At 69.6% G+C, this 13,494-nt stretch carries 7 protein-coding genes; 1 reads left to right on the top strand and 6 read right to left on the bottom strand.

Annotation, left to right across the window (positions count from 1 at the left end; genetic code table 11):
- Nucleotides 1-177: 177 nt before the first annotated feature.
- The gene (locus JNUCC0626_RS20415; RefSeq protein ID WP_394621372.1) at nucleotides 178-819 is read right to left on the bottom strand and encodes a hypothetical protein; all 642 of its coding nucleotides are present in this window, start codon (nucleotides 817-819) and stop codon (nucleotides 178-180) included.
- Nucleotides 820-887: 68 nt separating this feature from the next.
- Entirely contained in the window at nucleotides 888-2,606 is a 1,719-nt protein-coding gene (locus JNUCC0626_RS20410; protein WP_394621371.1) for a S8 family peptidase, read from the bottom strand.
- Nucleotides 2,607-2,905: 299 nt separating this feature from the next.
- Here JNUCC0626_RS20410 and JNUCC0626_RS20405 point away from each other — a divergent pair, with 299 nt between their 5' ends.
- On the top strand, nucleotides 2,906-3,871 hold the full coding sequence (locus JNUCC0626_RS20405) for a hypothetical protein (RefSeq protein WP_394621370.1): 966 nt from the start codon (nucleotides 2,906-2,908) through the stop codon (nucleotides 3,869-3,871).
- Here the strand turns inward: JNUCC0626_RS20405 and JNUCC0626_RS20400 are convergent.
- The 4 genes from JNUCC0626_RS20400 to JNUCC0626_RS20385 all read right to left on the bottom strand — a co-directional run bounded on the left by JNUCC0626_RS20400 (nucleotide 3,862) and on the right by JNUCC0626_RS20385 (nucleotide 13,417).
- A complete protein-coding gene (locus JNUCC0626_RS20400) occupies nucleotides 3,862-5,997 on the bottom strand; it encodes an ATP-binding cassette domain-containing protein (RefSeq protein WP_394621369.1) in 2,136 nt (711 codons plus the stop codon). The genes JNUCC0626_RS20405 and JNUCC0626_RS20400 overlap by 10 nt on opposite strands.
- Before the next feature lie 3 nt (nucleotides 5,998-6,000).
- Nucleotides 6,001-7,833, bottom strand: coding sequence for a protein kinase domain-containing protein (locus tag JNUCC0626_RS20395; protein ID WP_394621368.1), 1,833 nt, complete (start codon nucleotides 7,831-7,833; stop codon nucleotides 6,001-6,003).
- 257 nt (nucleotides 7,834-8,090) lie between these two features.
- Nucleotides 8,091-10,256: a helix-turn-helix domain-containing protein gene (locus tag JNUCC0626_RS20390; RefSeq protein ID WP_394621367.1), complete on the bottom strand. Its 2,166-nt coding sequence runs from the start codon at nucleotides 10,254-10,256 to the stop codon at nucleotides 8,091-8,093.
- A 308-nt stretch (nucleotides 10,257-10,564) separates the two neighbouring features.
- Nucleotides 10,565-13,417, bottom strand: coding sequence for a tetratricopeptide repeat protein (locus tag JNUCC0626_RS20385; RefSeq protein ID WP_394621366.1), 2,853 nt, complete (start codon nucleotides 13,415-13,417; stop codon nucleotides 10,565-10,567).
- Between the last annotated feature and the right edge of the window lie 77 nt (nucleotides 13,418-13,494).

The raw sequence follows: 13,494 nt of genomic DNA, 5'->3' as shown, positions 1-13,494 counted from the left end.
CAGCACTCTAGGACCTGCGTCGAGGTCTGATCCGCGATAGCCGGGCCTGAGGCGGCCCCTGGCGGCACGGCCGGACGACCCACGTACGACTCCGGTATGCGGGCCGCCCGGCCGCACCACCAGGAACCACCTCAGGCGCGACTCTCATCGAACCAGACCTCGACGCAGGTCCTGGGCTCACTTGCCGGTGACAAGCGAGTCCAGCGTCGCGCCGCTGTTCTCGCCGCAATGCCGTTTCGACGCGTCCAGCGTCATCGGCTTGTTCGCCTCGTCCGGCCTGCCGACCTGCCCGAACAACCGCCTGAGCAGCTCGATCTGCTCGTCGCCGCCTGCCCGCAGGAAGTCCCCACAGCTCGACTTGACGGTGAGCCTGCCGTCGGAGGGGATGAGATCGACCGGCCCGAGGATGAACAGGAACGCGATGATGATCGCGAGCCCGAACCCGATGATCGCGCCGCTCGCGGAGCTCTTGCGCGGCGCCAGCCAGGTCTCGGCCTGCTCGATGAACTGATCGGGGGGCGACAGCTCGGTGTCGATCCAGAACTCCACGCTGTCGCCGCCGGTCACGTCGAACTGGACGTGTCCGGCGGCGAGCATGATGCGCATGATCTGCTTGCGGTCGTACGAGCCGGTCCAGAAGGGGTCCGGCCGCACGAGCACCAGCCGGTCGGGCAGCAGGAACACGACGTCGCGTTCGCCGCGGGCGAGGCGCGAGGTCTGGCCAGGACCGACGATCGTGCCCGCCAGCCTGGCCATCACCAACGCGTGTTCGTGCTCGTCGAGGGCCGCGGCGGCCGACGACCACAGATCCGGTTCCACGTCACTGCTATCGCTGCAGGTGGTGCCGTTGGTTAGCCGCGGCCGCCGAGGTTCCTCCGAATGCCGTCCTAGAAGGTCAGCTTCCAGGAGTTGATGTAGCCGGTGTCCTGCCGCGCCACGTCCCTGACCTGCAACTTCCACGTGCCGTTCGCGACCTCGCTGGAGGCGTTGACGGTGTAGGTCGTGACGATGTTGTCGGCCGAGTCGTTGCTGGACTTCTGCAGCGAGTAGACCGACCCGTCCGGGGCGATCAGGTCGACGACCAGGTCACCGCGGTAGGTGTGCACGATGTTGACGTCGACCTTGAGCGTCGCAGGGGCGTTGCCGGTGACGTTCGAGACCGTGATGGAGCTGGTCACGGGCGTGTTGGTGTCGGGGATGGCCACGTCGGCGGTGTTCTCGAACTCACGGCCGGGAGGCGGCGTGCCCTGGACCGCGGCCAGCGCGTCCACGCGGCCCTCGCCGAAGAAGTTGTTCTTCGCCGCGGTGCCGGAGCACCGGCTGTCGGTGCAGCTCAGGTCGTCGGCCTGGGTGGCGAGCAACGTCTTGAGCTGCGCCGGGGTGGCCGTCGGGTTGGTCGACTTGAGCAGCGCGGCGACGCCCGCGACGTGCGGGGAGGCCATCGACGTGCCGGACTTCGAGCCGTAGCGGCCGCCGGGGACCGTCGAGTAGACGCTGTCGCCGGGCGCCGCGATGTGGATCTTGTCGGTGCCGTAGTTCGAGAACGACGACTTGCCGTTGTTCGACGCGATCGAGGCGACGCTGACGACGCCGGGAACCTCGGTCGGGACGCTCAGGCAGGCGTTGGTGACGTTGCGCTGGCCGGGCGTCGAGTCGTTGGGGCTCGTCGAGTCCGTGGTCTTGTTGGCGAGGTTGTAGTTCTCGTTGCCCGCCGCGGCGACGTTCAGCACGCCCTTGCCCTCGGCGTAGGCCACCGCGCGCTTCACGCCTTCGAGGATCGCGTCCTGGTCGGCGTTGTTCGGGCAGTTGAACAGCCACGGGTCGGTGTAGTAGCTGTTGTTGGTCACGTCGAAGCCGCGGTCACCGGAGAAGACCATGGCGCAGATGGTGTTCTCGGCGAAGAACAGCCCGCTCGGCTTCTCCGCGATGCGCACCGACGCGATCTTCACGCCCGGCGCGACACCGACCATGCCCTTGCCGTTCTTGGCGGCCGCGATCGTGCCGGCGACGTGCGTGCCGTGTGTGTCCGTGTCCCGCCACGAACCGGTGCGCGTGTCGAGCTTGCCGTAAGCACACGACGCGGAGTTGGCGGCGTCGAAGTTCGGGGCGAGGTCCGCGTGCAGGTCGTCGACGCCGGTGTCGAGCACGCCGACCTTGACGTTGGGCGAGCCCGGGTTGACCGCCCACGCCTTGTCGGCGCCGATCTGCGTCATGTCCGAACGCACCGGCTCGGTGCTCGGCTGGGCCGCCTGCGAGGGGCTGGCCGGAATCGGCTGGGTCGCGGCCTCGGCGGGAACGTCCGTCGTGCGCGTGGCACCGACCTTCTGCACCCCGGACACGGCCCGCATCCTGGTCGCGAAGTCGGTGGCCGTCGAATGCGCGACGATGACACCGATCGCGTCGTAGCTCGTCCACACCACACCACCGTTGGTGGCGACGGCCGACGCGGCACCGGAGGTGGCACCGGGCGCCGTGATGACCAGGTACGAGCGGTTGCCGGCGGCGGCAGGGGCGGCCGCGGCAGGGGTGGCCGCCGCCAGCGCACCGGCGCCCACGACCGCGGCGATGACCGCGGTGCGCAGGCGTGATCGTGAACCCAGGAACACGGATTCCTCCAACTCTCAGCGGGCGATGCCCGCGCACGTCGCGCGGGTGCAGGGGCCCGTCAGAGTCATTAGAGGAGGTCAGCGCGGATTCGGGACGCGCGATTCCAGAAATGCCCCGTTCGGCTCACTACGAACGTCGCACGTCAGGCGTGTGGGGCTGGCCGCCCGGCGTGACGGACCGGAACTGGACAGGTCATCGGCTCCGTTCGGGTGGTCTCGTTCCAGGACTGGACAACGAACCCGGGTGTCGCCTGATCGGTGACACTAAACTCCACGCCCGTTGTCCTGCCGGAGGTGCGATGAGTGTGCCCGCCGAACAGCTCGTGAGTGAGCTGAAGGCTCTGCGCAAAGGCCATGGCGTGGAGACGGACGACATCGGCGCACGGGTCGGACGCGTCCTGCAACGGGTGTGCGGTGTCGAGGCCGGTGACACCGGCGAGCGCATCCGCCGCAAGGTTCGAGACCAGCTGAACGCACTGATCGACCAGTGTCACCAGGACCAGCAGAAGCTGCTGCGCGCCGCTCTGGGGCTCGACTCCGCCACGCCGCGGATGTACCAGGAGCGGATCAAGGAGATCGCGGACTCGGCGTTCGTCGACCGGCGCACGGTCCAGCGCAGGATCGACAGCGCGCTGGTCCGCCTCGCCCAGCTCGCGCTCGAGACCCGGCGGCTGGTGGACGTGCGGAAGCGGCCGCCCTGGCACACCCTGGACCTGCGGGCGGTGATCAGCTTCGACCTGCGGGTGCCGGAGGTGTACGAGACCCGCAGGATCGTCGCGGGGGAGGACGGCGTCGAGGAGGTCGAGGTCGGCCTGACGCTGACCCCTCCGCCGGACTGGACCGGCGCCGGCAGCGTCGAGGACCTGGGCGTCGACCTGCTGCACGGCGGTGAGCTCAGCGCCGGGACGATGAAGGCGCGCAACCGCATCGGGTTCGTGCTGCGCCTGCCGGAACCCCTGGCTCGCGGTGACGAGCACGAGTACGCGTTCCGGGTGAAGGTGCCGCCGGAGCGCGGCATAGCTCCGCACTACGTCTGCACGCCGAAGTACCAGTGCGACAGGTTCTCCCTGCACGTCCGGTTCGGCGCGGTGCTGCGCCCTCACCGGGTGTGGCGGTTGTCCGGCATCCTCCCCCTGGAACTCGACGATCCGGTGTGGACGGGCGACCTCGTCGTTCCCAACAGGTTCGGAGAGGTGCACACGAGTTTCGACAACCTGGAACCGCAGCTGTCGTACGGCTTCGGGTGGGACGCCGGTCAGTCCTGACGGAGCCGGCGCACCCTGCGACCCAGCCCGCACAGCGGCAGGAGCGTCAGACCGAGCAGCGCTGAGACCGCGATCGACCAGGACTCGGGTTCGTGTTCCCACAACGAGTCCTTCGTCGATCCCGGAGCTCGCTCCGTCAGGTCGACCACGGACGCTCCGGCGGCGTAGCCCCAGCGGCTCGGGGCGGCCCAGGAGAGCTGTTCCAGCACCGGGCGTTCCGTCACCGGGATCATCCCGCCGCACAGCACGAGCTGCAGCATCACCGTCACCACGAGGACGGGCATCACCTGTTCGCCGCTGCGGACCACCGCCGAGGCGAACAACGCGATGCCGGCCGACGCGAACGCGGTGCACCACAGCGCGAGCCCGAGTTCGACCACGGCGTTGTCGAGCGCCACCGCGTCGGCAGGACCGGGTTTGACCCGGACGGCGACCGCGACCAGAACGGTGGCCTGCACCGCGCTGACGATCCCGAAGACCACGGCTTTGCTCAGCGTGTAGGCCCGGGGAGCAAGGCCCGCCGCCCGTTCTCGGAGGAGAATCGCCCGCTCCGCCACGACCTCCCGCGCGGCACCCGCCCCACCCGCGAAAGCCGCGCCGACGAAGAGCAGCACCAGGATCTGTCCCGCCTCGTGGGGCTGCTCGGCGTCGGGAGGACCAAGGCCACCGGTGCCGGGGACGACGAGCGCGAGCAGTCCCAGCGCCACGGGAAGCAGCAGCAGGAACAGCGCGTAGGCGGGATCGGCCGTGATCAGCCGGAAGTGCCGTGACACCAGCGTTGCCGCCTGGTGCAGCCAAGGCCGGGCGACCTTCCGAGGGGCCGCTGCGAGGCGGGGAGGCTCTGTTCTGGACGGAGGTGGCGTCGTCGGGAGCGGGTGCTCTGCGGCGGCCTCGAACACCTCCGCCCAGTCGTGGGTGCCGAAGTGGCCGAAGAGGTCCGCCGGTGGCCCCGAGTACAACGGCACGCCACCGGGCGCGAGGAGGAGGATCCGGTCGCAGATGTCGAGGCACGCGAGGTTGTGCGTGACCACGACCACTGCCCGGCCCGCGTTCGCGATCTTCCGCAGCCCCGACATCACCTGCCGGTCCAGCGCCGGATCGAGTCCCGACGTCGGCTCGTCCAGCAGGAGCAGCGGGGGTTCGGTGATCAGCTCCAACGCGATCGACACCCGCTTGCGCTGGCCGCCCGACATCCTGCTGAGCCGGGTCGTCCTGTGCGTCTGCATGTCCACTTCGGACAGAGCGACGCCCACGCGGTCACGACGTTCGCCTCGCGACGTGTCCACCGGAAGACGCAGACGTGCCGCGTAGTGCATCGCGTCGCGGGCCGTGAGCTTGGTGTGCAGCACGTCCTCCTGCGGCACCACACCGATGCGCCGCCGCACTTCGTCGCCGCCCGCGTGCACGTCGTGTCCGTCGAACGACACGGATCCGGCACTGGGAGCCAGCTGCCCGGTCAGCACCTTGAGAAAAGTGGATTTGCCGGCCCCGGACGGGCCGATCACCGCGACGAGCTCACCGGGCCCGACGTCGAGATCCACTCCGGACAACAACCGCCGTCCGCCTGGCAACTGGTGCTCGACCTCCCGCACGACGAGCCGGCGTGCGCCCGCGGCGGGGGTGAAACCGTCTGCGGTGACGGCGACGTCCGTGGCGCCGAACGTGAGTGCGGCACCAGGCCGGACGAGTTCGTCACCGACCGGGTTCCCGTGGAGCAGCACGGGGTTCTCGCCCAGCGCGGTGATCCGCCACCCGTCGCCCTCCCACGCCGCGATCGCGTGCCGGCGGGATGCCAGGGGGTCGTCCAGCACCACGTCGTTGCCCGCCCACCGGCCGATGCTGACCGACCTGGTGCGGCAATCCCGCAGCGACACCTCGCAGCTGCTGGACAGGAGCAGTGTCACCGTGCCTTCGAGGCGGTGCTCGCGGACGAGCCGGGTCCCGATCCGCGTGCCACCGCTGCTCTGGTCGTGGAGCACCCAGCCGTTGTCGTAGTCGGCCCGCAGATGCACCCGGGACACCCGCGGGTCGTCGAGCACGACGTCGCACTCCGCACCGCGGCCGATCAGCACGCCGGCGCCCACCGGGAACGTCCACGTGCGCCCGCCGGCGCTGACCTCGAGCACGGTCTACCTCGTCGTGGTGGTGGTCGTGGTCGCGGAGTCGCGAGTGGACGTCGGAGGCAGCCCGGAGGTCGGTACCTCGCCGGCCACGCCGAGCAGCTTGGCGTTCCCGAGCACCCAGGCGTTCGTGCTGTAGCAGCCCTTGCTCGACCGGGCGGGCTGCCACTGGATCTTCAACCTGAGCACGTCCGTGACGTCCAGGTCGAAGTCGACCACCTCGCCGAACTTGACCACGGCCGTCTTGAGCAGTCGTCCCTCGTCCGCGAAGATCTCGAACTGCACGTTCAGGTCCGCGTAGGACGAGTCGTCGCTCAGTCCCGACGTGGCGACGAACCTCCGGTAGCCCTTGGAGAGGTTGTACTCCACGGAGCCCTTCTCCGAGCACGTGTTCACCCGGTCGAAGAGCGAGTGGGGATAGGACTTCCCGACCATGCCGACTATCTCGCCCTGGGTGTTGGCCCAGCCGCCGGCGATCGGTCGCAGCGAGTCGAGGTAGACGGTGTAGGCGGGCCTGGCGGCCGTCAGGGTGACCTTCTTGCCCACCGCCGCACCGGGTTCGGGGTCCTGCTTCGTCACCGTGCCGTCCGGCTTGGTGTTGTCGAAGGCCTCGTCGACGGCGACCTCGAGGTCCACCGGCAGCGCGTCCCGCGCGTCTCCCAGCAGCTTGCCCACGAGATCCGGCATCTCGCTGAGCTGAGTCACCCGAGTCGACGTGGGCGTCACGGTCGTGGTCGTGGTCGGACCGGTCACCTTCGTCCCGGTGACACCTCCGGAGTCCCGCGGTCCCGCGGCGCCGGGCTCGTTCTCGCTGCCCGACGCGAAGAGGTACGTGCCGGTCGCGGCGATCGCCGCGACCACCACGATCACACCGGCCACTCGCAGCTTGCGCATCAGGGATCTCCTCGCGGGAGGCGGAGGCGGGGTGGCGTGCGGGAAAGCCCCGGGCAGCAACGTTTCCGCCTCGTTGCCGATCGGTCGTCCGGGAGGCGGCGCCACCAGGTGCTCCGCGACCGGGGCGTTGCGCTGCTGAAGGACCATCGCGAGCTCGTCCAGCCTGCCCGCGACCACGCCGGCGTCCGGCCGGGCGAGCGGGTTCTTCGACAGCAGCTGGGCGATCACGGCCCAGAGCTCCTCGGCGATGCCGGGAGGTTTGCCCGGCAGCAGTTGAGCATGTCCCATCAACGTCTGCGGGATCGACGGCGACGCGAACGGGGTGACACCACAGCTGAGTTCGTAGAGGACGATGCCCAGCGCGTACACGTCCACTGTGGAGGACGCGGGTCCGCCGGCCGCCGTCTCCGGTGCCATGTACTCCACCGTGCCGACCCGCGAGGTGCTGGTGCGCGTGCCCGCGGACGCGACCACCGTGGCGATGCCGAAGTCGGTCAGTTTCGGGACGCGTTCCGCCGTGCTGGAATCCATCAGGACGTTCTCGGGCTTGACGTCCCCGTGCACGACGCCGCGGGCGTGGGCGGCGGCCAGTGCCCGCGCGATGCCGGCACCGATCCGCGCGACCTCGGACGGCAGCAGCCGTCCGGTGGCCTCCAGCACCTGCCGGAGATCACCGCCGGGCACCAGGTCCATGACGAACGCGACGGTCTCGCCCTCGACGACCAGGTCGTGCACCCGGACGAGGTTCGGCCCCTCCAGCTTCTGGAGGATGGCCCACTCCTGGTGGAACCGGGCGATGATGCCGCTGTCGTCGCTCAGGTCGCTGCGCAGCTTCTTGACCGCGAACTCGCGCCCATCGACGTGCCTGCCCAGGTACACCCGCCCCATCCGGCCGGCGCCGATCTGCGGGCCCAGGCGGTAGTTGCTGCCGAGAGGTTGTTCGTCCATGTCCGTGGATTCCCGTCATTGCGAGTTGTTTTGCCGCGTCCGTTCTCCGCTGTTGCTGAGGTCGCGCACGGTATCGGCGAACGGGTTGCCGAAACCGGCAGAGAACACATCCTGGAACGAGCATCGCGACGTTATCGCCGGACGTTACGAAGGAAAGAACGAGTTTATTGGGTCGTGTCACAAGGAGTGGAAATGGACAAACAGTGGACAGAATGTGCGGCGTGATGCGAGGTGAAATTCCGGCTGATCTTCGAATGTCACTCCGCGGTCAGTTCTTCGCGTGCCCGCGCCTCCCACACGATCGCCGGGATGAGGTGCGTGTAGTGCTCGGCCGCCTGCGTCCACCAGACGGCGGCCTCGTCGTGGTCGCCCGCCTGTTCGGCCAGGTTGCCGAGACCTGTCAGCGCACGTGCGCGCTCGTAGCCGTTCTCCGCGAGCTCGGCGAGGTCGGCCGCTTCGGCGTAGAGCTCCCGTGCCCGGCCGGTCGCACCCGCGCGGTACTCGACCCAGGCGACGCAGGCGATGCCCCTGATCACGTCGATGGACGTCGAGGCCGACCGGCGGGCCTCCAGGGCGTGCGTCCGGGCCTCGTCGAGCCTGCCGAGGCAGGTCAGCGCAAACGCCATGCCGCGCAGGGTGATGACGACGTTGCGGTCTCGTCCGGCCTGCCGGTACGCGGAGAGAGCGGCGGTGAGCCCCTCCAGCGCCGTGGCGGGCTCGTTCTGGTGCATCCGCGCCCAGGCCAGGCTCGCCGAGGCGTCGATCGCGCCGGCTTCGTCCCCCGCCTCGACGAACGACGCGAGCGCCCGCTCGTGGCAGTCGACGGACGCGGCCACCTGGCCCGATTCCAGCCGGGCCATGCCGATCCCGTTGAGCAGCTTGGCCGTGGCGGCCGGATTCCCCGACGCGGTGCCGAGCGCGGCCAGGTGCATGTGGATCCACGAGTCGTACAGCTTCTCCTGGAAGAAGAAGCCCCTCACCGCGAGAGCGAGCTGCCAGCAGCGCTCGTCCGCGAGCAGGTCGGTCAGGCGGACCAGCGTCGGCCACTGCGACCGCATCCAGGCCAGTGCGCCGGAAGAACCCTCGAACGGCGGCTCGGAGTGCAGCGACGCCTCGGTCTCCGGGCGACGCCGCTCCGGTTCGCGCAGTTCGTCGGCGGCGATCGCGGCGGCCAGGTAGTGATCGACGAGCCGGTCGAACGCCGGGCGCGACACCTCTTCCGCCGGACGCACGTACTGGATGGCGTACGTGTGCACGAGATCGTGCAGGCGAACCTGCTCGTCCTCGGACCTCGACACCAGGTGGGCCTCGTGCAGGCCGTCGAGCAGCAGGTCGGTGTCACCGGGACCGAGTCCCGCGACGGCCTGGACCGACGGCACCGGCATGCTGCCGCTGGGGTGGTTCGCCATCAGCCCGAGCAGTTCGCGCTGTTCAGGGGGCAGGAGGTCGCAGGTGACGGCGAGTGCGGCGCTGACCCCGCGCTCGGTCTCCTCGAGGTGCGCGAGCTTGGTCGAGCTGTCTGCCAGCCGCCGCAGGAACCGCCGGGCGCTCCAGCCGCCCCGCAGGATCCTGGCCGCGGCGATCCTGATCGCCAGTGGCAGGTGCCCGCAGTGCGCGACGATCGCGGCCGCGTCCTGGTCGTCGACGGTGGACGTGCCCTGCAGGAGCGACTGGAACAGGCGCAACGCCTCGGCGGGCGCGAGCGCGTCGAGGTCGATGTGCCAGGCGTCGTCCAGCGACGGCAGCCGCCACCGGCTGGTGATGATCACCCGGCTGCGGCCCTCGGCCGGCAGCAGCGGTCGTACCTGGTCGGCGTGCCGGACGTTGTCCAGCACGACCAGCACGTCCCGGTTGCGCAGCGTGTCGCGCAACAGGTTGGTGCGGCCGTCCGCGTCCGCCGGGATGAGGTCGTGCGGGACGTCCAGGGAGCGCAGCAGGTGGTAGGCCGTTTCCGCGGGTGCCTGCGCGTGCATGCCGGGGCTGTGACCACGCAGGTCGAACAGGATGCACCCGTCCGGGAACGAGTCCGCGGCCGCTCGTGCCGCTGCCACGGCGAGCGAGGTCTTGCCCGACCCCGCCATCCCGCTGACGACGGCGACCTTGATGTTCTGGCGCTCGCCGAGCACGGCGCCCAGCGCGGTGAGTTCAGGGCCGCGTCCGACGAAGTGTCGTGTGTGCGCGGGCAGGCCCATCATGCCGCGAGGCTTGCGCCGCACCGGCTGGACCTCGGCGATGGCGATGAGTTCGCCGTCTGCCTCCAGCACCTTGTCGTAGGCGGCGGCGAGCTCCCGGTTCGCCTGGGTCCTGCCGGTTTCGACCTTGCTCAGATAACCCTTGGTGAAGTGCACCAGTTTGGCCATCTTGTCCAGCGAGTAGCCGGCCGACTCGCGTCTGCGCCTGAGTTCGGGTCCCAATTCCACCATGCCCTGTCGCTCTCGGTTACCACCACGGACCGGTACAGCGGCCTGCGGGCGGAGACCCGCAGGCCCGCTTTTCCTGATCAGCCGAGCAGGGTGCTCAGCACGACGATGATGAAGTGTGTGTGCATGACAGGTCCCTTCAGTCGAGTCGGGTCTCATGTCCTCGCGAGGTGTTTCGCATCGATGTGCAAATCGTGCGATCCGGCCTGGGTGCGGAGGAACCGGTTTCCTGTTGAACAAAAATCCGGGAAACCGGGAAACCCGTTTTCAACTGCCGTTTCCGCGACGTCCGGGAAACGGGTGGACCGGGTTCAGCCCGCGGTCCTGCGGGTGAGGCTCTCGATGGTGCCGGCGAGACGCAGCAGCGGTCCGGGCAGCCGGAGCAACCCCTGGGCGACCCGCGCCATCGACGCCCACTGCTGCCAGACTCCGTGCTGTGCGACCAGCACCGGCGCGGCCTCGTCGATGAGCGTGCGCGCCCGATCCAGTTCGTGCGCCTTGAGGAGGCACACACCCAGCTGGAACCGGGTCAGCTGAGCCTCGGGATGCCTCCGGCCGAGGACCTCGGCGTGCAGGGGGAGCAGGTTCTCGTAGATCTTCCTGGCCCCTGCCCAGTCATCCTTGTTCGCCGTGGCCAGGCCGATGTAGAGCCTGACGCGCATGGCCAGCGGATGCCGTGGACCGAGCGAGGCGTGGATCCGCTGCTCGGCCTCGATGAGCACCTCCAGGGCGTCGGCCGGGCGTGAGTTGTTGTGCAACGTCAACCCGTGCAGGACCTGGAGCTCCAGCGTCAGCGGGTTGTCCTCGCCGAACCAGTCGGCGGACTCCGCGAGCGCTCTGGCCACCTTCTTCGTGGCCAGCTGCCATTCCTGGGGCCGTGCCTTCCGTTCCGACCACGCGAGGACGAGCTCGCCCTCTGCCTGGACCGCGACGGCCTCCCTGGCCAGGTGGTGCCGCGGCAGGCCGGCTTCGCCGAGCACGCGGACGACCTGGTCCGCCGTCGCCCTCGACTCGATCACCTTGCCCGTGAGGAGCTGGAGCCGGGCCGCCTCGATGGCCACCCGCGGCCAAGGACCTGTGTGGATGCCGGTCGGATGTTCGGCGCGCAGGTCCGTCCACAGCCCCGTGATCCCCTCGTACGCCTCCTTGTAACGGCCGCGCCGGCGCAGTGCGGCCATCCGCATCAGGACGGTGTGGCCGCGTTCCTCCTCCGGCATCCAGACGGGCGCGAAACCGAACTGCCCCACGAGTTCCTGCTCGTGGAAGACCTCGTCGGCCCTGCCGATGTCGCCTCTCAGGTCGTGTGCGCACGCTGCCAGGAAGCGGGCTCGGTACTCGGTGTGGCCGTCGAACCCCTCGAACAGTCCCTCGGTGAGACGGAGAACCTCTTGTGCGTCACCGGTTTCCACCGCGAGCCGGGCGGCGGCGAGCAGGTCCCGTGCCGGCGGTCGATCGCCACCGGCACGCACGGCCGCGAACCGCGCTGCTCGCGCCGCGAGAAGATCTCCGTGCTCCTCGTACACGTCCGCGACCGTGCGGAGCAGTTCGAGCCGCGTACTCGCGCGCACGTCCGGATGTTCGGCGATCTTCGCCGCATGGGCGTTCATGTCGGCGGACTTCGTCTTCAGCTTGGCCAGCACGACACCGGACGCCTGCTGCGCCAGGGTGCCGAGCAAGGAGTGGTCGAGGTCCTGCCGGGCCGCGTCGGCCACCAGAGCGTGCAGTTGCCACAGCTGCCGGTGAAGGCCGTCACCGTGGTGGACGCGGTGCAGCAGGCAGTGCGCGTCGAGTTCGTCGAGCGCCTCGGCCACGAGTACGGGGGTCCGCTCGCCCAGCAGCGTGGACAGGCCCTCCACCAGCAGGTCACCGCCGAACGGTGCCCTGGCGAGCAAAGAGGCGAAGCCGAGCACCACGCGAGCGTGCTGGGTGCGGGCCCGGACGATCGGCGCGAGCGCGCCGACCACCGAACCGGACGGTCCCGCGTCCTCCAGAAGCCGGTGCAGCGCACCGGTTCCCTGGCCACTGCGCAGCGACTTGACGGCGGCCGTGATGATCAGCGGATGACCGTGCGACCGCTCGGCCAGTGCGGCGACCGCAGCTCGTTCGTCGTCGGCCAGGTCCGGCCATCGCGCGGAGAACAGCCCTTCCACCTCGACCTGGGTCAGCCCGTCGAGGGACACGGTGGCCACCGGCCAGTCCGGTGTCGCCGTGCGACCGGTGAGGACGGTCCTGACGAACGGTGACGGGATGATCAGGTCGTCGAGGACGTCGGTGGGCAATCCGTCCGGGATGTCGTCGATCACCCACAGGACGTCCTGCGCGACCTCGGTGATCTTCTCCCCGAGCGTGTCCAGGGCCTGCCGCAGGTCCAGTCCGTCGAGGCCTGTCCCGAAGCGTTTGCGCGTCACGCGGTTGAGTTCCGCCGCCCAGCGCGCGCGAACGCCGTCGGGATCGGCTCCGGCCAGGTCGCCGAGCCCGGTCCACTCCTGCCCACCGGGGTAGGCGTCGCGGAACAGGAACCCGTACTGCTCGGCGAGGGCCGTCTTGCCCATGCCGGCCGGGGCCTTGACCAAGGCGACGGAGTGGGCCGTCGGCGACTTCGAGGCGAAGTGGTCGTTGCCCTGCAAGGCGCTGTGCACGTCCCACAGGGCGGGGTAGCGGCCGACGAAGCGCCGCGGATGGCGGAGACGTTCGTGGAACTCGCCGGCGGAGGCGTCCGGTACACCGCCCATCACGGCAGTGAGCCGATTTGCCTTGTCCAGGACGGACTTCGCCAGCGCGTCCACGTCGGAGTCGTGCCGCCACGGCTGGTAGGCGGCGTCGGTGAACTCGATCGGCGAGATGTGCCGGTCGTCGCCCTCCGGGTTGACCACCACGATCCGGTCCGTCGGCCGCTCACCGTTGTGCAGGGCGGACAGGAACGCCCTGGTGAGTTCCCACTGGCACGCGTAGCGCGTCGGGTAGCGGCGGGAGTAGAACGCCACGAGCAGGTGAGACCCGTCGAGTTCTTGGCGCAGGTTGTCGGTGATCGGGTCGAACACGTGGATGTCGCGGTCCCTGAACACGTCGATCCCGTGGGCCTTCAGGCCGCTCTCGATGACGTCGACAGCCGCCTCGTCCGCCCACGAGTAGCTCAGGAAGATCCGCGGTCGTGCTGCGGTCATCGGTTGTCACCTCCCTCGTCGTCTCACCACCTTGCCCGCGGACGCACGACACAAGCCAGGCGAAAAAATGACAGAAA

Source organism: Lentzea sp. JNUCC 0626 (assembly GCF_043632865.1).
GTDB lineage: Bacteria > Actinomycetota > Actinomycetes > Mycobacteriales > Pseudonocardiaceae > Lentzea.
The sequence above is the reverse complement of the archived record's forward strand: the minus strand, read 5'-3'. Positions and strand labels throughout refer to the sequence as shown.